The organism is Brevundimonas sp. BH3 (assembly GCF_045345115.1).
In the GTDB taxonomy this organism is placed as follows: domain Bacteria; phylum Pseudomonadota; class Alphaproteobacteria; order Caulobacterales; family Caulobacteraceae; genus Brevundimonas.
Window position 1 is genome coordinate 2,742,707 of record NZ_CP150796.1, and the last position, 21,173, is coordinate 2,763,879.

Here is a 21,173-nt window from a genome sequence, read left to right on the forward strand (position 1 = left end):
GTGAGGGCTTAGGCCTCCAGCCGGTACCCCGCGCCGCGCACGGTTTGCAGCATGGCGTGGTCAAAGCCCTTGTCGATCTTGGAACGCAGGCGGCTGATATGCACGTCGATGACATTGGTCTGGGGGTCGAAATGGTATTCCCACACCTTTTCGAGCAACATGGTGCGCGTCACCGACTGGCCCGCATTACGCATCAGATATTCCAAGAGCTGGAATTCACGCGGTTGCAGGTCGATATCCTGCCCCGAGCGGTGCACGGTGCGGGCGATCAGGTTCATTTCCAGATCACCAACCTTGAGCACGGTCTGCACGCCACCCGTTTCGCGGCGACGGCTAAGGGCCTCGACGCGGGCGATCAGTTCGGCAAAGGCATAAGGCTTGACCAGATAGTCGTCGGCACCGGCTTTCAGGCCCACCACGCGGTCCTCGACCTCGCCCAGCGCCGACAGGAACAGAACCGGCGTCTGGTCGCCGCCTTTACGCAGGGTTTCCACCATGCCGATACCATCAAGACGCGGCATCATGCGGTCCACCACATAGACCTCATAGCCGCCCTTTTGCGCTTCCAGCAGACCGAAGGCACCATCGACCGCATGGGTGACCTCGTGCCCGGCCTCGCTCAGGCCGCGCACCATGGCGGTTGCAGCCTCGGCATCATCCTCGACAACCAGAATACGCATTGTCCCCTCCAGAAAAGAAATCGGCGGCAAACATAACCGATTGCCGCCGAAATCCACAGTTAAGGCTTCGTCAGATTTCCATCCGACTTCACCGGTTTAGTCCTTCTTGGCCAGAGGCAGCACCAGCGAGCGGTTATTGCCCTGATAACGAACCATCAGCAGCACGCTGGGACGACCCGCCGAACGGGCAGCCTCGACCGCCGTGCGGAACTCGGCGGGCGTTGTGACCGCGCGGTTATTGGCACGGAAGATCACCAGACCCGCCGGAATGCCTAGCTTGCCCGCCTCGGACGATGCATCGACCGCCGTGACCACCACGCCGTTCACATCATCGGGGATATTGTGGCGTTGGCGCAGGGCGGCAGTCAGGGCCGTGACGGTCACGCCCTCGATCTCGGTGCCGACCGTTGCGTTTGGTGCAGCTTCCGGCGTTTCTTCGCCTTCCAGTTCCTTGTTCAGGCTTTCCTCGGACGGACGGCGACCGGCGCGGATGTCCACGGTCTGGCGACGGCCCTCACGCAGCACTTCCAGACGTAGACGGTCACCCGGCTTGGCATTGGCCACACGACGCGTCAGCGCCGAAGCACCATCAACGGCCTCGCCATTGATCGAGGTGACAATATCCTCTTCCTTTAGGCCGCCTTCAGCCGCCGGAGAGCCTGCCGTCACCTGGGCCACGAACGCGCCCTTGGTGTTGGCATCCAGTCCGAGCGCTTCTTTCACTTCCGGTTGCAGGTCGCTGATCTGCACACCCAGATAGCCGCGCTCGATGGTTTCACCCTTGATCAGGCGGTCGGTAATGTCCTTGGCCGTCTTGGCCGGAATGGCAAAGCCGATACCGACACTGCCGCCCGATGGCGAGAAGATCGCCGTGTTCACACCGATAACGCGACCATAGATGTCAAAGGTCGGGCCACCCGAATTGCCGCGGTTGATGGCGGCATCGATTTGCAGGAAGTCGTTGGCGACACCCCCACCAATGTCACGCGACTTGGCCGACACAATGCCCGCCGTGGCGGTGCCGCCCAGACCGAACGGATTGCCGACCGCGATGACCCAGTCTCCGACGCGCGGTTCGGAGGCTTCTTCGAACGAAACGAACGGGAAGGCGCTGCCCTCGACCTTGATGACCGCAAGATCGGAGGCCTCGTCGCGACCGATCAGGCGCGCCTTGAAGGTGCGCCCGTCGCTGAGCTTGACGCTGATTTCCTCGGCATTGGCCACAACGTGGTTGTTGGTGACGATGATACCATCAGCCGAGATAAAGAAGCCCGAGCCGCTGCCCGGAGCCAGCTGGGTTTCCGGCTCGACCTTGGAGCCATTGTCTTGCGGCGGCACCATGAACGGGAACGGGAAGCCCGGCATCTGCATGGTGCGCGGACGCTGTATGCGCGTCTTCACATCGATCTGCACCACGGCGGGCGCAACCTGCTCGAAAATATCGGCAAAGCTGAGCGGCGCGCCCTGAGGCGGCGCAAAGGCCAGACCTGCAGCCCCTGCCGAGGGGACCAGGCGCGAAGCCGATACGGGAGCCGCCTCGGCTCCCGGCCACTGGATGACGCCACCCGCCGTCGCCGCTGCGGCGAAGGTCAGGCCCACAGCGGCCCCCAGAATGAACTCCTTGCGTTTCAGCATCGTCGTCCTTGTAGTCTAAGATCGGGAATACACGGGATTCCCCGCATAACGGATATAGGGCGTATTCGCAGATGCCAATGGCTGACACGCGAATGAGGCGCTGAAATCGTTTATCCTCGACCACGGTAAAGCCAAGGCTCAACCGTGGCCAAACGGCGGCTCTAGATGTCTTGTTTTTCAGGTTTAGTGGTTGCGTCCGTAGGCGCGATCCAACGGGCCAGTTCGGCTTCTTCCGCAGCGTCCAGAGGCGCAGTGGTATTCTTGCGACGACGACTGCGGGCCCAGAACACCAGGCCGCCCCCCACAACCAACATTAACGGCCCCAGCCACAGGATCAGTGTGCCCCAGCGGAAGGGCGGTGTGAACAGCACATAGTCGCCATAGCGGCGCACCAGATCCTGACGGATTTCGGCATCGGTCTTGCCGTCGCGGATCTGTTCGCGCACCAGTTGGCGCATGTCGGCGGCGATCCCTGCCGGGCTGTCAGCGATCGATTCGTGCTGGCAGACCACACAGCGGATATCGACGAACAAGTCGCGCGCCCGCGCTTCGGCGGCCGGATCGGTCAGGGCCACATCGGGAGCCGCTACCGGTTCGGCCATTGTGCTGCCCGCCAGCAAGAGCGCTATGGCCGAGGCTGCGAACAGACGCTTCATGCCTTGGCCTCCTTTCGGCGACGTGTGCCCGGCCCTGCCCCCACACGCAGGCGACGATCCAGCAGCGACACCAAGCCACCCAGCGCCATCAGGGCCGGACCAATAAAGATCAGGCGCGCCCACGGATTCCAGTAAAGCCGCACGACCCACGCCGGTTCGCCCGCATCGGTGGCACTACGTTCGCCCATCACCACATAGACGTCATCCAGACCCCGAAAATCGAGACCTACCTCGGTCGTCGTCTGACCACCGGCGGGGAAGAAGCGTCGCTCGGAGGTGACTTCGCGCTCGCGCTTCTGGCCCTCCACATCCACCACGGCCAGTCGGCCCTGCTCGGCCAGATAATTGGGGCCTTCGACGATCTGAACGTCTTTCAGTTGCACCTTCCACGGGCCAGCCGAAATCTCGCCGCCGATCGGCAGAGCGCGGGCGCTCTCGACCTTAAAGGCCGTCTCGACCACCGCACCCAGAATAAAGATACCCACGCCTGCATGGGCCAGCGCCATGCCCCATGCCCCCAAGGGCAGGTTACGCGCACGGCGTAGGGTTTCCGCAAACGGAGCGCGGGCCAGCTTGGTGCGCTCGCCCACCTCGGCGATCGCACCGAACACCAGCCACAGGCCAAGACCGACACCGGCCGCAGCCAGTGCCTTTTTCGGATCGAACAGCAGGAAGGCCAACCCTGCACCTGCAACCGTCAATACCAGAGCCAAACGCAGGCGCTGTAACGCCCCCTTGGCATCGCCGCGCTTCCACGCCAGCAAGGGTCCGGCAGGCAAAAGGATACAGGCCACCGCCATCAGAGGCGTAAACACCGCGTTGAAATAGGGCGGGCCAACCGAAATGGTCGCGCCGGTCGTGGCTTCCAGCAGCAGCGGATAAAGCGTGCCTAAAAGAACCGTGGCCGCTGCCGCGGTCAGGAACAGATTGTTCAGGACCAGCATGCCTTCGCGGCTGACCGGCGCAAAGGTCGCCATCGAACGGATGGCGGGCGCACGAATGGCAAACAGGATCAGGGCTGCGCCAGCGGCCAGTCCCAGAATAGCCAACAGCATCATGCCGCGCTCGGGATCGACCGCAAACGCGTGCACGGATGTCAGAACGCCCGAGCGCACCAGAAACGCGCCGAGCATCGAGAAGCTGTAGGCCAGAATGGACAGGAACACTGTCCAGCCCGCCAGCGCCCCGCGCCGCTCGGTGACAATGGCGCTGTGCAACAGGGCCGCGCCCGCCAGCCACGGCAGGAAGGAGGCGTTTTCAACGGGGTCCCAGAACCACCAGCCGCCCCAGCCCAGTTCGTAATAGGCCCAGAAACTGCCCAGCGCGATACCGACCGTCAGAAACGCCCACGAGGCCAGCGCCCACGGACGCACCCAGCGCCCCCATGCCGGATCGACACGCTTTTCGATCAGGGCCGCGACCGCCAGCGAGAAACAGACCGAAAACCCGACATAGCCCGCATAGAGCAGCGGCGGGTGGATGGCCAAGGCCGGGTCTTGCAGCAAGGGGTTCAGCGAGTTGCCCTGAACCGGAATATCGTCCAGTCGCACAAACGGATTGGAGGTGAAGGCCGCAAAGGCCAAAAACAGCGAAGACAGCGCGCCCTGCACCGCCACCGCCGACGTCTTGAGCCCGAACGGCAGACCGCGCGACAGACCCAGCACCGCGCCAAAGGCCGTCATCACCAGACACCACAGCAGCAGCGAGCCTTCGTGGTTACCCCACGCGCCCGCCACCTTATAGAGCAATGGCTTGTCGGTATGGCTGTTCAAAGCCACGTTCGCGACCGAGAAATCGGACGTGACGTAGGCAAAGATCAGAGCGCCGAATGCCACCACAATGGCCAATGCCGAGGCCAGCAGCGCCGCCGAGGCCGCCCCCGCCAGCACCGGATTGCGACGGATGCGCCCCCATGTCGCCATGGCCATGGCGAACACGCTGAGCGCAAAGGACAGGATCAGGGCATAGCTGCCAAACTCGACAATCACGCGCCTATTTCTCCGCCGGTTGGTATGAGCCGGTTTCGGGACGCCATTCACCTGTTTCCTTCAGGCGGTCGGCCACTTCGCGCGGCATATAGGTTTCGTCGTGCTTGGCCAGAACCTGCGTGGCCTCGAAGGTGCGGTCGGGACCATAGCGGCCTTGGGCGACGATCCCCTGCCCTTCGCGGAACAGGTCGGGCAGGTCGCCCTTGAAATGTACGGGTGCCGTGGCCTCGTTATCGGTGATGGTAAAGCGCACCGAACCATCGGTGTTTTTGACCACACTGCCCTCTACCACCAGACCGCCCAGACGGATCATCTGGCCCGTCGGCACCTTTTCCACCGTCACTTCGGAGGGCGAATAGAAGAAGGTCACATTGTCCTTCATCGCCCACAGGGACAGGCCCACGGCCAGAGCCAGCACGGGTGCAGCCGCAGCCACCACCCACAGGCGGCGACGGGCTTTGGGAGATTTGGGAAGCCAGCTCATGGTTCTAAACGTCATTTCTGGGCCTTGGCGCGGGCGTCGGCCAGCAGTTTTTCAAGCTCGGGACGGCGCGGGTCATTGGGGGCCAGAACCGCCAAGATCGGGGCCCACATCGCCTCACCCCGAGCCAGATCGCCACGCGCCAACGCCGCTTCACCGAGGAAGTAGCGCGCGCCCAACTGGTTCGGGTCAAGCTTGATTGCTTCAACAAAGGCCGCCTCGGCATCGGGACCGATACGGCCCTCATTGGCCCGCACCAGACTTTCGCCCAAGCGCGCCCAGTTCTGGGCATTATCGGGTTTCAGCGTCAGGGACCGGCGGAAAGCAGAGGCCGCGCCCACCGTATCGCCTGCCTCGAAACGGGCCGCGCCCAGCATGGACAGGGCCAGCGCGTCATCCGGTTCCTTGCGGACCACCTCGGTCAGGACCGCCGCCACCTGTGACGGGTCCAGCCCTTGCGGATTGGCGGCCCATTCGGCCACGCGCTTCTGATAGGGTTGATCGCCGTAACCGGCCGCGCCGACCACCATATAAAGGCCCAGTGCCAGAGCCGCAGTTGCGCCTACACCGCACAGAACCCACAGGCCATCACGCGGTGTGACCGCCAACCGGCCTTCGGCGCGGCGTGCCGCCAGAATGCGACGACCGGATTCGGCACGCGCCGCCGTCCATGCGGCCTCGTCCAACAAGCCACGCGCCTTCATCCGGTCCAGCTCGGCCAGTTCGCGCGCGCCCGAAAGGCGGTCGGTTTCGGCTTCATCAGGCGCAGCAAGGCGGGCCGCGCCACGGCGTGCGCCCGTCAGAACCAATAGTCCGGCAAGCGCCGTCAATGTCGCGGTCAGGATCCAGAAGATCATCATTACGTCGCTTTAGCGGATCAGGCCTGACGAAGCGAGGGTGGTAAGACGCCACGCGATGCCGCACCTGAACCCGGGCCGGGGCCCAGACTGGCCAAGCGCCGCCGCACCGTGCGAGCGGCATCCTTGCCCCCTGCCAGTTGCAGCAAATCGACCATGACCTGCAAGCGTCGTCTGGCCAGTCGCCCCCCATCGGACACATCGTGCTTGTTCAGTAGATCCAGCGCCTCGCCCGACCAGTTCGAGATACGGCCGATAATGCCCTCTACGGTCTGACGCCGTTCACTCTCGCACCCCATCGCCGCCGCCGGACCGTGTGTGGTCGATAGAACCCCGACCAGTAGCCGTGCCCGCTCCACCCCGTCATCGTCCAGCGGGGCCGCCAGATGCGGCACGGCCCGTGTCATTCGCCCTGCCAATGTGGTTTTTCCTGCGGCAAAAGGGCATCCACTGCATCGTCGGCCAGTTTGAAACGCTCGGTCAGCGACATCGACAGCCGCAGTTTCTGGTGGCGCAAGGTGCGCGCCCACACACTGTCGGCACGTGGCACGACAACCACGTCAAACTCTTTCAATGCTGTGGCCAGCCAGTTCAAACGGTCACGGAAGGCCAGAACCCCGTTAGGCCCCTCGGCAATATCGAAGGCGACGATAAGGTCTGCCTTCTCGAGCAGCGTCGCCATGACCCGATCGACAAACACGGCATAACTGCCCTGTGAGAGACTGGTGGACGGACTGCCCAGTGCGGCCGCGTGTTCGGCGAGACGCAAGACCTGCAGGCCCTCGCGCAGATGGGCAAAATAGATTTCCATCAGACAGTCAGGGCCGTCATCGCCCACGGCCTGTGCCTGCCTCAGAGCCAGTTTCAACTCGGCCGCTTCTTCAGCGTCGATCCGGCCCTGCCAGTCAGGCAGACGCTTTAATGATGTGCGGGCAATACCCGCCACATCGAGTATCCGCGCCAGACGCTTCCTGTCATCGGATGTTCCAGCGGGCCAGAGTTTGGTCCCGTGATCGCGCAAGGCCGCCGCAGCCGTCTGACACAGGCGGTCACAAATCATTCGCGCCAGATCGTCGTCATAATCGAGCTTGGGTAACAATTCCGGCTCGTTGCGTTTGGCCGCCCGCCACAGATCATCGCGCAGACGTATCGGCAGGACGAACCCCTGCATGCCATCCACACGGTCGCGAAACAGCGGCAATATCGGACGCAAAACCTGATCGCGCCGCAGACGGTCCCTGATTTCCTCGGCCATCATCAGACGCACGGCTTCGGCGCGCGAACCGGCCATGTCCGCCACGGCTGATTCCAGCAATGACAGGATATGATCGGGACTGCGCGTAATGACCTCTCCCAAAGCGACCCTATGCGCGGGTGTCAGCTCCGCCATAAACAGGTTCCGGTCAGCTCCAATCGGCTCAAAACTTGATGCTGATTATGCAGCAGCGTCGGTTAACGGCGTGTTCTTGCGGTGCTTTCAGTTTGTAGGCTTGCGAAATCAACCCTCGGCGGAAGGCAGTTCCAAGACCACTTTCAAACCGCCCATATCGCTATGCCCCAGCGTCATACGTCCACCATAGGCCCGCACCAGTTCGTCCACGATCGACAGCCCCAGTCCGGTGCCAGGTGTCGCTTCGTCCATGCGGGTACCGCGTTTCAGCGCCGTATCGCGCTGGTCTTCAGGAATGCCAGGGCCGTCATCCTCGACAACCACCACCATCTGGCCCGGCACCGAAGGCCCTGCCAGAACCCGCACGCGGCGTTTGCACCATTTGCCGGCATTTTCGATCAGGTTCCCGAAGATTTCCTGCAAGTCCTGACGCTCGCCCCGGAAGTTCAACCCTTCGGGCGCGCGCCAGTCGATCTCGACGCCTTTTTCTTCGAACACCCGCTCGATCATCACGGCCAATTCGTCCAGCACATCTTCGACCGGTGTGCTTTCACCAAGGCCATGCGCGGCGCGAGCCGCAGCGCGGGCGCGGCGCAGATGGTGTTCCACCTGATCGCGCATCACCTGTGCCTGACGGCGGACAATGTCCTGAAGTTGCCCGTCCTTGGTGCCCGCCTCGGCCAGCATGACTGCCAGAGGCGTTTTCAACGCATGGGCCAGATTGCCGACATGGGTGCGCTGGCGTTCGACCGTTTCCTGAGAATGGTCCAGCAATAGGTTGACCTGATCGGCCAGAGGCTGGATTTCGCGGGGATAGACCCCGCCTACGCGGTTAGTGCGACCGCGGCGGACCTCGGCAATGGCTTGGTCCAGATCATAGAGCGGACGCAAACCCACCCGCACCTGCACAAACACGGCCGCCACAAGACCCAGCCCCATCAACAACAAGGCCACCCACGTCACCGTGGCAAACTGGCGCGTATCGGCATCCACATCGGTGCGGTCGATAGCGGCCATAAACACGACCGGCTCAACACGTCCGGGCAAGGTTTTGATACTGGCAGCAATCCGCAAAGGCTCGCCCTTGGGGCCGTCCTCGGTGCTATAGCTAAAGGTCTGTCCAAAGGCATTGTGCAGACGATCCAGCAGGTCCGGCCCATAGGCTAGGGTCAGCCCCCCCAGCGATTCAGACCCCGCCACCACCTTCAGCGTGCCGTCTATATCGGGTTCGGCCACCATCCAGTATTTACCGGACAACAAACGTTCGGTTCGCGCATCACGGATTTCACCGACATAGAGATGGCCTTCGGGGGTGATACTGGCCGCCACCACCACCTCGTCGATCGTATCATTCAGCGTACTGCCCAGACGTCGCAGGGCCGATTCCTGAAACACCGATGTCAGCACACCGCCTGTGACGATCAGAGCCACAAAAATCCATGCTGCCGCCAGCCAGATCAGGCGACGGGTGAGCGAACGCCCCGGCCGCAAGCGACCCCAACTGTTCTTTACGGCAGAGGCGACCGGCTTGGCTGTGGTTTCGGCCTCGCTCTCAGGCACTTAAATCAGCCCGCATCGCTTTCGCCGGCCAGCGGCGACAGGCGATAGCCCAGCCCGCGCACCGTCTCGATACGGTCCGAGCCAATCTTCTTGCGCAGGCGGCCCACAAACACCTCGATGGTGTTGGAATCGCGATCGAAATCCTGATCGTAGAGATGCTCGACCAATTCGGTGCGGCTGATGACGCGGCCCTGATGCATCATCATATAGTGCAGCAGACGGTATTCCAGCGAGGTCAGGCGCAGCGGCTCGCCATTGACGGTCGCGCGCGCCGCACGCGGATCAAGGCGCAAGCCGCCGCACGACAGGGTCGAGGTAGCATGGCCCGCCGAACGGCGCAGCAGCGCCCGCAGACGGGCCAGCAGTTCTTCAGTGTGGAAGGGCTTGGTCAGATAGTCGTCGGCACCGGCATCAAAGCCCGCCACCTTGTCCGACCATGCGGCCCGCGCCGTCAGGATCAGAACCGGCGTGGTCTTGCCCTCGCGGCGCCAGCGCTCCAGCACCGAGACGCCGTCAATCTTGGGCAGGCCCAGATCCAGCACCACCACATCATAGGGTTCGGTATCGCCGAGGAACCAGGCCTCTTCGCCATCGGGGGCATGATCCACCGCATAACCGGCATCCGACAGCGCCGTTTTCAACTGGCGCGACAGGTCAACATCGTCTTCGACCAGAAGAACACGCATGGATCATTTACCCTTTAAGAAAATCAGTCGTCACCGCGAGGGCGACCCGAGCGGCCGTCCACCTCGATGTCGGACACACGGCCACCGGGATATTCCCAGCGCACCGTATAGTCGTCACCGCGTTCACGCATGCCCAGCATACGGCCCGGGCGGCCATTCTGGACCTCGCGGGCGACCTGACCGGGATTAGCGCGTTGGCCACGGTTGTCACGGCTATCGCGCTGACTGCCACGGTCATGGCCGCGGTTGTCACGCTGTTCATAACGATCCCGTTCGCGCGACTGGTCACGCGACTGGGCCACTGCGTCCGTTGCGGGAACGACAGCGATCAAGGCGGCAATCAAAAGAGCTCGAATGGACATCATGTCTGCCGGTTTAGGCTCTCGCCTCTGAACATAGGCTGAACGCGGAGTTTAACATTACGCAGCCCTCAATCACCTTGGCTGTATAACACTAACACGCTGATTAAAGCCCATCCCGTCGGTTCGGGCCAGTTTTTCTTTCGGCCCCATGAAAGAGTGAATCTACAGCGCTGCACAAAGTCTGTCAGCGATTTCATACACATGAACCGTTTCTGACGCGCACTGTTCAGATACGGATCAGCCTCGGTCTGCTTTTCTGGGATCAACGCCGCAGGGAGCCCCTCTGCGGCATCGCTCGGAAAGGAGCCCCAGATGAGCAAGATGAAGTCCTTTATGATCCCGGTCATGGCCATCGCCGCCCTTGCCGGTGCTGTTCCGACTGTTGCCTCGGCCCAGTCCTATGGTGCGCACGACTATCGCCACGCCCCGTCCTATGAACGTCAGCAAGACCGCCGCGAATTGCGCTATCGCAAGGTTGAACTGGATCGCCGCATCGATCGCGCCCGTGACAGCCGCCGTCTGGACCGCGACGACGCCATCAGCCTGAAGCGCGAACTGCAAAATGTGGTGCGCATGGAACAAGGCATGATGCGCGGTGGTCTGGACCGTCGCGAGATCCGCACGCTGGATCGTCAGTATGACCGCGTCGAGCAGCGTCTGGAACGCAAACTGCGTCAGGAATACCGTCGCGATTATAACAACGGCTACCGCCACTAACAGCCGGATTTGGGCGGTTCTTCTCCCTGTCACCGGACCGCTCAAGGGGCGCGATTTCTGAAAAGGGATCGCGCCCTTTATCTATGCGTCACAAGCTCCGGCCAACGAGCCTGAAGCTTGGTGATGATCCTGTCCCAATCCTTGGCGACGGGTCGTTCCGGCGTCGGACGAATGGTCAGGTTGAACATGTCCTCCAGACCAAATGGAGCCGCGATGCTGATCTCGCCATCGGTTTCCAGACGCACCCCCACCGCAAAACACGGTGCCACAAAGCGCGGCAACGCCTCGTCCGTACCGGTCAGAGGCGTATAGGGCTGACCGAACTTGTCGGGAAACCACAGGTGGACGCGGGCCTGGTTACGGACCTCGACCTGTTCCGACAAAGGACCGTCAAAATGGCCCGCAAAGCGTTTGATCCAGACATCCTCGGCATCCCATGACGTATCGGCATCGAAATAGCCGATGTCATAGTCCTTGATGCCGTAATCGACCGCGCGTCCTGTCAGATGGTTCCAAACCCGCTGATAGACCGCGCCCGAAAACACCCGCCAGTCCGGCAGTTGTAGTTCACGCGTACCTTGCAGCACCTGCATCATCACCGGATCAGAGGACAGAATATCCTTGAGCCGTTGTTCGAGCACCGCCTGGCTCATCGACGGGTAAACTCGCGAACCGGCCATGCATGATCCAGCGGACCATGTCCGCCGCCCAGACCCGGCGCACGTCGGATCGCCTCGGCCACATAGGCCCAGGCCGCAGCGACTGCGACCGGCAAGTCCTGCCCCTTGGCGATGCCCGCTGAACAGGCACTGGCCAGAGTGCAGCCCGTACCGTGCGTGTGCATGGAATGGATGCGCTCGGTTTCCAGAACCGTTTCGCCATCGGGCGTCATCAGAAGGTCAATGACCGTATCACCCGCGACGTGGCCCCCCTTCATCAGAACCGCCTTGGCTCCCATTTTCAACAGGGCCTCGCCCGCCCGACGCTGGCCATCAATGTCCGCCACAGTAATACCCGTCAGAGCCTCGGCCTCGGGTGCATTGGGCGTCAGCAGCGCCGCACGCGGGATCATCAGCGACTTGACCGCCTCGACCGCCAGATCGGGCAGCAGCGGGTGTCCGCCCTTGGCGATCATCACCGGATCGACCACCGCCGGTGCCTTGGCCTCGTCCAGAAGAGTAGCAACGGTTTCCACCACATCGACCGTCCCCAGCATGCCGGTTTTCACCGCATCGGTGCCGATATCTTCCAGTACGCAACGCGCTTGAGCGGTGATGACATCCAGTGGCAAAGGATAAACCCCGTGCACCCCCAGTGTATTTTGCACCGTAATCGCCGTCACGGCCGTCGCCGCGAACCCGCCCAGCATGGTGATGGCCTTGATGTCGGCCTGAATGCCGGCACCACCGCCGGAATCCGATCCTGCGATCACCAGCACACGGCCTCTTTTTGGTTCGCTACCGCTCGTGACGCGGTCACTCACTGCTTGAGCGGGTTCTAGTTCGCTACCGCTCGTGACGCGGTCAATCGCTGCTTGAGCGAGTTCTAGTTCGCTACCGCTCGTGACACGGTCACTCTCTGCTTGAGCGGGTTTTGTTTCTTGACCCGTCATGCGCCTGCACCCGAAAACAGCTTCAGACCCACAATACCGCAGACGATCAGCAGGATGCACACGGCGCGGATAGCCGTTGCCGGTTCCTGATAGATGACAATGCCGACGACGGCCGCACCAACCGCACCAATGCCGGTCCACACCGCATAGGCCGTACCGACCGGCAGCTTCTGGGTCGCCGCCCACAGGCCCACCATGCTGGCAGCCAGAGCCACAGCAACACCCAGTGAAATAAGCGGTCTTTGCACCCCGACATATTTCACTCCCGAAGCCCACATGACTTCGAACACACCCGCCACGATCAGGACGAGCCACGGATTAAGAGATAGCAACCAGGTCATGGGCGCGTGATGGGCGAAACAGCCCCCAAGAGCAAGCCCGCTTTCAGCTTCCCATTTCAGCTTCCTAGCGGTCCCCTGAAAATGAACCACGCCCCCAGAGCAATAAAGGCAAAGCCGACCAGATGATTGATCGTCAGCTTCTCGCCCAGATACAGCACCGAGAAACCGGCAAAGACGGCAAGGGTAATGACTTCCTGCATCGTCTTGAGTTCCGCTGCGGAATAGACGGTGTGTCCGATCCTGTTGGCAGGCACGGCCAGCCAATATTCAAAAAAAGCGATCCCCCAGCTCAACAGCACGGCAATCCACAAAGGCTTCGGATCGCCCTTCAGGTGCCCATACCAGGCAAAGGTCATAAAGACGTTCGAAATGGCCAGCAGCGCTATAGGCGTAATATAGGGCGATACCCCCAAGGTCATGCGCGCGCCCCGTTGATCGCAGCCTGAACCTTCAAGGCCTGCACCATTTCGCGCACATCATGCACCCGCACCATAGCCGCCCCCTGACACACGCCTTCCAAATGCAAAGCGACCGTACCGCCCAGTCTGTCACTGGCATGGGTTGCCGACGGATCGATCTCGCCGATCATACGCTTGCGACTGGCGGCATAGAGGACCGGATAACCCAGATCACATATGGCCCGCAGATTGGCGGTCAGGGCCAGATTGTGGTCGAGGTTTTTAGCAAATCCGATACCCGGATCCAGCCAGATATTTTCAGGCTTGCCCCCCGCCGCAAGCGCCGACATGGCCTGAGCGGATAGGTCCTGACAGACCTCGGCCACCACATCCTCATAAGAGGGCGCGTCCTGCATGGTTTTGGGATTCCCGCGCATATGCATCAGGATCACTTCACAGCCCAACTCGGCCGCCGTCGACAGACTGTCGGGCGCATATTGCAGAGCCGACACATCATTCCACACCGTCGCCCCTGCTGCCACAGCGACGCGCGCGACTTCCGGCTTCATCGTGTCGATACTGATGACGCCGTCCCATTCACGCGCGAGGGCTTCGATCACCGGCGCAACACGGTCGGTTTCCAAGGCAGCGCTGACAGGATCCGAGCCAGGACGCGTGCTTTCCCCGCCAATATCCAAAACATCCGCCCCGTCCGCGATCAGCTTACGCGCATGAGACAATGCTGCGTCAGGCGCATCATGACGGCCCCCGTCCGAAAAACTGTCAGGCGTCACATTGAGGATTCCCATGACCAGAGGCCGCGGGTTGTTCCGTAGCGACAACAGAGTTTTCAGCGTCATGCGACCAGGTTCCCGATCAATATAGAAATGCCAGATTTGATCCCAGCCTGTCGGCCTTCTTCAGCTGTGCGTCAACACAGTGCTGGACTTGTCACTGAGAGGTCCTCAGACCGGGTTGCACAGGAAAAACTCCTCCCTGCACCGTCAATGACCGATCCACTGATCTGATGTCTTCGGCGCGGGCCAAAGCCTATTTTCAAGACAAGAATGCAAAGGTTTTCTTGTTTGCTGAGAGGCCGCTATGGAAGGCTAGAAACAATGCTATTCATCATATTTAAATCCCGCCAAAGCAGAATTAATAACCCGAATATCATCGAGACGTTCAAATGCACGCAGCATCACATAGATCAAATGCTCGTATTGTAACGTTAGCATTTATTCTATCGTGCGCATTGCCGACTGGCACTTTTGCTCAAACTTCTGACAGCCAAACATCGGGCGAAGCTGTCTCGATGTCATATAGCGATGCGCAAGCCCGCCTGAGAGCAACATCAGGGCTGTCCCGTGCGGCAGAGTATGGTGTCACCGCTGCCGAAGCCCATGCCAATGTGGCAGCACGGCTGAACAGGCCCACCATTTCTTTGGACGCCCAGGCCATCCGCTATCGCAAAACCTTCGACATATCGCTGTCGGATACTCTGGATCAGGCCCAAACCGATCTAGGCCAAGCTCTTCCCGGCCTTGTCTCCGATCTGCCCGGAATTCCCGGAGAGGTTCTGGAGGCTATAGGCCAGAGACTTCAGGCTGCCTTGCCTGAAATCTTTACGGCGCTGCCAAGCGATGTGCGTCTGCAAATCGAAGACACCGCCATCAGACCGACGGTGACAGCGCTCCAGCCTATTTATACAGGCGGTGCCATACCCGCGCTGAGACGCGCCGCAGCCGCCAATGTCGAACTGGCCCAAGCTCGTAAACTGGAAGCGCACAGCCTCGAAAGCGTCAATCTGGCGCGGGCCTATTTCGGACAGGTATTGGCCGCAGAAGCGCTGAAGATTGCCATTGAAACCCGTGACGGTTTTGACCTGCATCTGCACAATGCCCGACGCATGCGGGACGAAGGAATGCTGAGCCACGCCCAGACCCTGCAGGTCGAAGTGGCGCGGGACAGTGCCCAAAGACAGGTAAACCGCGCAGAACTGGAACACCAGAACGCCGTCGCCTCTCTGGCCAATCTCGTCGATACGGAAATACCGGTCGCCACGACGACACCCCTATTCGTCAATCGCAATCCTGTCGGCGCGGCACATGACTTTCTGGACAATGCGGGACAATCCAATGCTCGCATCGCGCAGGCCCAAGCCGGTCGCGAACTGGCAGAGGCGGGCGCAGATCTGGCTGCTTCGCGCTTCAAGCCGTCCGTCTATGCCTTTGGATCCTACAACTTAAATACAGATCGCGCCTTGCCGATGGAGCCTGACTGGGCCTTTGGTGTCGGTGCCCGTTATACGCTCATGTCGTCGCTGGACCGGCGGAACATGATGGGGGCCGCCCGCGCACAGGCCTCGGCTGCCACAGAAATAGAGCGTCAGGCACGCGACGACGCCCGGCTTCTGGTGACGCGGGCCTATAATCAGGTTGAACTGGCCCGCCGCCAGTTTCTAACCATGGACAGCAGTCTGGAGGCCGCGCAGGAAAACCTGCGCGTTCAGGAAATCGGCTTTCGAGAGGGCGAGGCCACCGCTTCGGCTGTTATCGATGCCCGAAATCTGCTGGGCACGGCACGTCTGCAAAGAGCGGCCGCTGCCTATGAATATGACCTGAGCCTTGCAGCGCTTCTGGCCGCAGCCGGCAGTGAACAGACTTTGAACGATTACATGCAACGCGACGACCGGATCAGCGCACCATGAGCGAGACGCCCCCCTCACCCGAAACGCATATTCCGTCGTACCGCCCTCGCCCGAAGTCACCTCTGGCCTGGCTCGTCGGGGCGGGCCTGATCCTTTTGGTCGGCTTTATTATCTTCGGTCTGTTTCTGGCAGCACGCCCGCCAAAGGAACAGGTACAGGGCATGGTGGAGGCCGAGACTTTTACCGTCGCCACCAAAATCCCCAGCCGCGTAGAACGCTTTCTGGTTTCCGAGGGACAACAGGTTACCCTCGGACAGGAACTGGCGATCATGAACAGTCCGGAGGTCGAGGCCAAGGATGCGCAGGCCCGCGCCCTGCTTCAGTCCACCCAGGCCATGCAGTCCATTGCCCGTGAGGGCGCGCGGCAAGAAGATGTCCAAACCCTAGAATCTATCTGGCGGGCCTCACAGGCCACGGCGCAACTGGCCGACCAGACCGCCAGACGGGCGCAAACCCTCTTTGCCGAAGGGGTAATTTCAGCTCAACGGCGCGACGAAGCGGTCGCCGCTCGCGCTGCCACAGCCTCACAAAGCGAAGCCGCCCGCCAACAATATCTAAAGGCCATCGCAGGCACCCGCCCGCAGGAAAAAGCTGTTGCAGATGCCAATGTTCTAGGCGCGCGCGCTGCCGTGGCCGAAACGGAAAGCCTCAGAGGAGAAACCCGCCTTCTTGCGCCGCATGGTGGCGAAATCTCGGAGCGCTTCTCCAATGTCGGGGAACTGGTCCTGACCGGTGTTCCGATTTTCACCATCGTGGATATAGCCAACCCGTGGGTCGTTTTCAGCGTACGCGAGGACCAGTTTCGCAATCTGAAAACCGGTGCCACAGTACGCGGCGATGTCCCGGCTTTGGGACTGGAGAATGTTGCGTTCAAGGTGACAGCTATCAGCCCTCAGGGCGAGTTTGCCACCTTCCGTTCGACCCGCCAGTCCAGCGGGTATGACGTACGCAGTTTTCAAGTAAAGGCCCGTCCTGTGCAGAGCATCGAGAATTTGCGCCCCGGGATGAGCGTCCTGTTTGACTGGTCATCCCAATGAAGAAAGGTACGGCGGTTTTTCTTACAGCCGTCCGCGCCGAAAGCTGGCGTTTGGTCAGTAAACCCTGGGATGCTTTTGTCGCTTTCGGACTGCCTTTATTGCTGCTGGCTGTCATCGCCTCCATGCTCTCTTCAGGGGTCATACGAAACGCGCCGGTCGCTGTAGTCGATCAGGACAATTCGGCCTTCAGCCGCGAAGCCATACGAAATATGCAGGCCGTACCGACCATCCGCGTCGCCTACAGCCCTGCCACTGTTGACGAAGCTGTCGCCCTGATGCGGCAGGGTAAGGTCTACAGTATTGCCCACTTTCCGGCAGGGTTTAGCGAGGGAGCCTATCGCCGCCCCGAACAGGTAACGGTTCATTTTAACGGTGCATTCCAGACGATCGGAGCGCTGTCGGCATTGGGCCAGAATACCGCCATCGCGGCAGCGGCAACCTCCCAACTGGAAACCCGCGCCCGCCACATGGGCTTGCCCGCCACCGGTCTTGAGCCTCCTTCTGTCCAAGTCTCTATCATCGGCAATCCCCAGTTGAGCTTCGAGTTATTTCTCGGCGGATTGCTGGCCCCGGGCGTACTGCACCTGCTTGCGGCCTGTTCGGCCGTTCTGGCCGCCGGGCGTCTCTTGCACGGTGGCTCGTTTCAAAACCTCAGAAAGGTCTCTAATGGCCGGACCGCGACCAGTCTGATCGGGCATCTGCTGCCCCATTTCGTCATCTTCACACTGTGGGGACTGGCATGGATTGGCTGGCTGTGCGGCGTGCGCGGCTGGGGTATTGCCGGTTCTATGCCGTTATTATTGCTGGGTATGGCCACGCTCATAGCGATCAGCGTAATCCTGTCAGGCTTTCTGGTTGCCCTGCTCGGTGACATCGACATGGCGTTTTCTGCGACCGCCATCTATTCGGGCGCAGCAATAGCTTTTTCCAACGGCACCTTGCCACTGGATCATGGACCACGTTTCGCCCGTATCTGGAGCGACATCCTGCCCTATACCCACTATCTGCGCTTACAGACCGGCCAGATGGTTACGGGTGCCGCCCCCGGTACAGCGTGGCATGATCTGTTCATTCTGGTTGCTATCGCACTGGTGGCTCTGATCCTGACCATATTGATGGTTCGCTGGCGCGCAGGACGCGCCCCCAAGACAGAAGCCCTGACCTTTAATCTACCTACTCGCGGCATTCGGGCGGCCTTTATCGCGACATTCCGCAATTTGCCCCGTGCACGTCCGGTCAGCAGCCTTCTGATCCTCGCCGTCGTGCTGTACGCCTTCTATTATCCCGCCGCCTATACAGGGCAAACAGCCGTCGGACTGCCGGTCGCCATTGTCACGCCCGCACGGACGCCGCTGAGCGACAAGCTGGTCGAGAATCTGAACGCCTCGCACGCACTAGACGTAGCCGCTGTGCTGCAAACCCCGCTTCAAGCCCGACAAATGATGCGCCAAGGCGTGATTGATGGAGCCATTATACTGCCCGATAATTTCGAAGCACGTCTGGCATCCGGTCATCCTGACGGTATCGCGGTCTGGCTCAATGGGGGTTATCTGGTTCGCGTAACCTCCGTCGGCAAGGCCGTAGCCGGGGCTTCGGCCGAGGTTGCAGAGGTTGCGCTGCAAGGCGTGCCGGAAACCGCGCGGGCCGCCAAGCTCGCGCCCACGATCCGGCAACAATCCCTTTTTAATCCGACGCAAGGCTATGGCGATTATGCTGTACCCGCAGTGAGCCTGATCATTTTGCAACAAACGCTGCTGCTCGGCGCAGGGGTCATTATGGCCTTGCGCCGCGAGACAGGCGCGCCTGCCCTGCAGGCAAGCGCCAAGCTGGGGCTTTGGCTGGCCCTGACCACAATCGGCACCTTGTCATGCCTCTTCTATTTCGGCTTTGTCTTCTGGTTTCAGGATTATCCTCGCGCGGGTGACCTATGGGGCGTGGTCCTTTTGGCACCGGTATTTTCCGGCAGTGTCGCCGCATTGGGCCTGTTGCTCGGTCGCATATTTGACCGACATGAGCGTGTGCTACAGGTATTGGTCGGAACCTCGGCGCCCTTGTTCTTTCTCGCCGGAGCCGCATGGCCTCACTTTATGATGCCGCCATTTCTGGTTTGGCTGGCCTATCTGTCGCCTTCAACTGCCGCTGTTCAAGCCTTTGTCCCAATGAATGCTATGGGAGCGAGCTTGGGTGAAGTCTCGAACAGCGTCATCGTCCTGTGCGTACTTTTTATTGTCTATGGTGGCGCTGTGGTCGCAGCTACGCGTTTGCGCAAAAGGGCGTGATACGCAGCTCAATTGAAAACCAGTCTTCAAAAAACTTTTACGCTACGGTGAAGTATATTTTATCACGCGCCCGCAGAGCCAGCCCAGGGATGGGGTGCTGGCAAAGCTATGGCAGACGAAAGGCACACAGGCACGCGCAGTGAGGGTCGTGCGTTAAATTATCTTCTCGCACGTTATGGCGTAGAGATCCGCACCGCACTGGTTCGTCGTTATGGTGCGCAACAGGACGGCGTCGACGATGCCCTTCAGCAAGCCTTCCTGCGTTTCAGTACGCTGGAAAACCGGGACAATGTGGCAGACCCCCGTGCCTTTTTATTTGTTATGGCGCGTAACGCTTTGAAAGACGCCATCCGCCGCGCCGCGAGCCAGAAACGACGTTGGAAAGCTCTGGCCGATACGACGCCTCCGCAGCACGAAATCAGCCCCGAGGAAGCCCTGTTGAAGCGCGAAGCGCAGGACGCTCTGGATCGTGGCATTCAGGCACTGGACCCACAGGCACGTGAATTGCTCAGAATGAGCCGGATCGAAGGTTTGACCTATGCGGAAATCTCGCAATTGACGGGGCGCTCTGCCGCCGACATCAGCCGTACCATCGCGCGAACACTGCTCGAACTGCGTCGTGCTCTACAAATGCGCGGGACGGAGGCAGCATGACGGTGCACAATGATGCAGCCCCGATCGAACAAGCCCTGGAATGGCTGGTGCTGAACAATGGCGGTCAGGTCAGGGCCACCGATAACCGCGCATTCCGGGCCTGGCTTGCGGCATCGCCTGAACATGCGGCAGCCTATGCCGAAGCCGAGACCTTGTGGGCGCAACTGGATTGGTCGCAAACGCTCAACCAGCAAAGTCTGAGCCAGACACAAACGGTCATTCCTGTCGCAAAATCCAAGGCTCCGCCTCGAAAGATGCTGCCATCGCGAAGGGCATTTATGGCTATAGCCGCGGGGCTGGGTACGGTGGCATTGACGCCATTGGCCATTCAGCTGTCCAGCGGCGAACGGCGCAGGTTCGAAACCGAGGTGGGCGAAATCCGTCATCTGTCGCTGGAAGACGGCTCGCGCGTGTCATTGGGCGGGCGGTCGATTCTGGCCACCCGTGTCGGCGAGCGGATGCGCCATATGCGGCTGGACGCAGGCGAAGCTTTTTTCGATGTGGCGCGCGACGAGACGCGGGTTTTCACCGTGATCGGCGCGGGGCTGAAGGCCGAGGCGCTGGGGACCGCCTTCGAGGTACGACTGGGCGATCACGGTCCCGAAGTTTTCGTCGAAGAGGGGCGGGTGCGCGTGACCGCTACCGCTACAGGCGAACAAACCGTCATTGCCGCGGGCGAACGCGCGACATTACGTGGTCGTGTATTGAAACGGGCCGCGATCAATCCTGCGAGCGTCGCGCCATGGCGACGTCAGCGTTTCAGTTTCATTGACCAGCCGCTGTCAGACGTCGTGACCGAGGTGAACCGCTATTACCAGCCCGGTGTGACGATCGCTTCGCCAGAACTGGGCGCACACAGGGTAACAGCCGCCTTCACCATCGAGCAGATTCCGCACGCGCTGGAAAGCCTCGCGCAAGAATTGAACGGACATCTGGTGCGCCATCCCACTGCGGACGGCGAACTTCAAATCGCATTGAATAACTAAGTTATATTGAAGCTTTAATGAAATCAGCCGCGCGGCTGAAAAAACAAGGACCGGCTTGCGTCTAGGCAATGTTGAAGCTGTTGGGGGCCGCATCGGCTACGGGCTTCGCACATTGCTCAGGGGATAGAGTTGATGATGTATCGTTCA

General features: G+C 60.9%; 22 protein-coding genes. 6 read left to right on the plus strand and 16 right to left on the minus strand.

Annotated elements, in window-relative coordinates:
• Nucleotides 1–8 precede the first annotated feature (8 nt).
• From WEU32_RS13405 to WEU32_RS13455, 11 genes are all read right to left on the minus strand, one after another.
• Nucleotides 9–680 carry a response regulator transcription factor gene (locus WEU32_RS13405; protein ID WP_312138876.1) on the minus strand — a complete coding sequence of 224 codons (672 nt, stop codon included), beginning with the start codon at nt 678–680 and terminating at the stop codon, nt 9–11.
• 96 nt (nt 681–776) lie between these two features.
• Nucleotides 777–2,315 carry a Do family serine endopeptidase gene (locus WEU32_RS13410; protein WP_312138875.1) on the minus strand — a complete coding sequence of 513 codons (1,539 nt, stop codon included), beginning with the start codon at nt 2,313–2,315 and terminating at the stop codon, nt 777–779.
• A 161-nt stretch (nt 2,316–2,476) separates the two neighbouring features.
• Nucleotides 2,477–2,971 (minus strand): cytochrome c-type biogenesis protein, encoded by a 495-nt coding sequence (locus WEU32_RS13415; protein ID WP_312138873.1) that lies wholly within the window; start codon nt 2,969–2,971, stop codon nt 2,477–2,479.
• Nucleotides 2,968–4,959 carry a heme lyase CcmF/NrfE family subunit gene (locus WEU32_RS13420; RefSeq protein ID WP_406852241.1) on the minus strand — a complete coding sequence of 664 codons (1,992 nt, stop codon included), beginning with the start codon at nt 4,957–4,959 and terminating at the stop codon, nt 2,968–2,970. The genes WEU32_RS13415 and WEU32_RS13420 overlap by 4 nt, the downstream gene beginning before the upstream one ends.
• Before the next feature lie 4 nt (nt 4,960–4,963).
• Nucleotides 4,964–5,443 carry a cytochrome c maturation protein CcmE gene (ccmE, locus tag WEU32_RS13425; RefSeq protein WP_312138870.1) on the minus strand — a complete coding sequence of 160 codons (480 nt, stop codon included), beginning with the start codon at nt 5,441–5,443 and terminating at the stop codon, nt 4,964–4,966.
• An 11-nt stretch (nt 5,444–5,454) separates the two neighbouring features.
• Nucleotides 5,455–6,300 (minus strand): c-type cytochrome biogenesis protein CcmI, encoded by an 846-nt coding sequence (gene ccmI, locus WEU32_RS13430; protein WP_406852242.1) that lies wholly within the window; start codon nt 6,298–6,300, stop codon nt 5,455–5,457.
• A 17-nt stretch (nt 6,301–6,317) separates the two neighbouring features.
• Nucleotides 6,318–6,704 carry a hypothetical protein gene (locus tag WEU32_RS13435; RefSeq protein ID WP_406852243.1) on the minus strand — a complete coding sequence of 129 codons (387 nt, stop codon included), beginning with the start codon at nt 6,702–6,704 and terminating at the stop codon, nt 6,318–6,320.
• The gene (locus WEU32_RS13440; protein ID WP_406852244.1) at nt 6,701–7,687 is read right to left on the minus strand and encodes a hypothetical protein; all 987 of its coding nucleotides are present in this window, start codon (nt 7,685–7,687) and stop codon (nt 6,701–6,703) included. The genes WEU32_RS13435 and WEU32_RS13440 overlap by 4 nt, the downstream gene beginning before the upstream one ends.
• A 108-nt stretch (nt 7,688–7,795) precedes the next feature.
• Nucleotides 7,796–9,247 carry a sensor histidine kinase gene (locus WEU32_RS13445; protein WP_406852245.1) on the minus strand — a complete coding sequence of 484 codons (1,452 nt, stop codon included), beginning with the start codon at nt 9,245–9,247 and terminating at the stop codon, nt 7,796–7,798.
• Nucleotides 9,248–9,252: 5 nt separating this feature from the next.
• Nucleotides 9,253–9,933 (minus strand): response regulator transcription factor, encoded by a 681-nt coding sequence (locus WEU32_RS13450; protein WP_312138863.1) that lies wholly within the window; start codon nt 9,931–9,933, stop codon nt 9,253–9,255.
• Nucleotides 9,934–9,956: 23 nt separating this feature from the next.
• Complete coding sequence (locus WEU32_RS13455; RefSeq protein ID WP_406852246.1) at nt 9,957–10,298, minus strand: hypothetical protein; 342 nt, start codon at nt 10,296–10,298, stop codon at nt 9,957–9,959.
• Nucleotides 10,299–10,607: 309 nt separating this feature from the next.
• On the opposite strand from WEU32_RS13455, the gene WEU32_RS13460 reads away from it, so the two are divergent.
• Nucleotides 10,608–11,012, plus strand: a complete 405-nt coding sequence (locus WEU32_RS13460) for a hypothetical protein (protein ID WP_312815762.1) — start codon at nt 10,608–10,610, stop codon at nt 11,010–11,012.
• A 77-nt stretch (nt 11,013–11,089) separates the two neighbouring features.
• Here WEU32_RS13460 and WEU32_RS13465 read toward each other — a convergent pair whose 3' ends face one another.
• From WEU32_RS13465 to folP, 5 genes are all read right to left on the minus strand, one after another.
• Nucleotides 11,090–11,692 carry a nucleotidyltransferase family protein gene (locus tag WEU32_RS13465; protein WP_406852247.1) on the minus strand — a complete coding sequence of 201 codons (603 nt, stop codon included), beginning with the start codon at nt 11,690–11,692 and terminating at the stop codon, nt 11,090–11,092.
• Nucleotides 11,662–12,450, minus strand: a complete 789-nt coding sequence (thiD, locus tag WEU32_RS13470; protein WP_406852248.1) for a bifunctional hydroxymethylpyrimidine kinase/phosphomethylpyrimidine kinase — start codon at nt 12,448–12,450, stop codon at nt 11,662–11,664. Before thiD ends, WEU32_RS13465 begins: the two co-directional genes overlap by 31 nt.
• A 170-nt stretch (nt 12,451–12,620) precedes the next feature.
• Entirely contained in the window at nt 12,621–12,965 is a 345-nt protein-coding gene (locus WEU32_RS13475) for a multidrug efflux SMR transporter (protein WP_312138855.1), read from the minus strand.
• Nucleotides 12,966–13,021: 56 nt separating this feature from the next.
• Nucleotides 13,022–13,384, minus strand: coding sequence for a DMT family protein (locus WEU32_RS13480; protein WP_406852249.1), 363 nt, complete (start codon nt 13,382–13,384; stop codon nt 13,022–13,024).
• Nucleotides 13,381–14,223: a dihydropteroate synthase gene (gene folP, locus WEU32_RS13485; RefSeq protein WP_406852250.1), complete on the minus strand. Its 843-nt coding sequence runs from the start codon at nt 14,221–14,223 to the stop codon at nt 13,381–13,383. The genes WEU32_RS13480 and folP overlap by 4 nt, the downstream gene beginning before the upstream one ends.
• A gap of 452 nt (nt 14,224–14,675) precedes the next feature.
• On the opposite strand from folP, the gene WEU32_RS13490 reads away from it, so the two are divergent.
• The 5 genes from WEU32_RS13490 to WEU32_RS13510 all read left to right on the plus strand — a co-directional run bounded on the left by WEU32_RS13490 (nt 14,676) and on the right by WEU32_RS13510 (nt 21,026).
• Nucleotides 14,676–16,070, plus strand: a complete 1,395-nt coding sequence (locus tag WEU32_RS13490) for a TolC family protein (protein ID WP_406852251.1) — start codon at nt 14,676–14,678, stop codon at nt 16,068–16,070.
• On the plus strand, nt 16,067–17,107 hold the full coding sequence (locus WEU32_RS13495) for an HlyD family secretion protein (RefSeq protein WP_406852252.1): 1,041 nt from the start codon (nt 16,067–16,069) through the stop codon (nt 17,105–17,107). The genes WEU32_RS13490 and WEU32_RS13495 overlap by 4 nt, the downstream gene beginning before the upstream one ends.
• A gap of 50 nt (nt 17,108–17,157) precedes the next feature.
• Complete coding sequence (locus WEU32_RS13500) at nt 17,158–19,386, plus strand: ABC transporter permease (RefSeq protein WP_406852253.1); 2,229 nt, start codon at nt 17,158–17,160, stop codon at nt 19,384–19,386.
• Between the two features lie 108 nt (nt 19,387–19,494).
• Complete coding sequence (locus tag WEU32_RS13505) at nt 19,495–20,040, plus strand: RNA polymerase sigma factor (protein ID WP_406852254.1); 546 nt, start codon at nt 19,495–19,497, stop codon at nt 20,038–20,040.
• On the plus strand, nt 20,037–21,026 hold the full coding sequence (locus WEU32_RS13510) for a FecR domain-containing protein (RefSeq protein WP_312138844.1): 990 nt from the start codon (nt 20,037–20,039) through the stop codon (nt 21,024–21,026). Before WEU32_RS13505 ends, WEU32_RS13510 begins: the two co-directional genes overlap by 4 nt.
• The last annotated feature ends 147 nt before the right edge of the window (nt 21,027–21,173 follow it).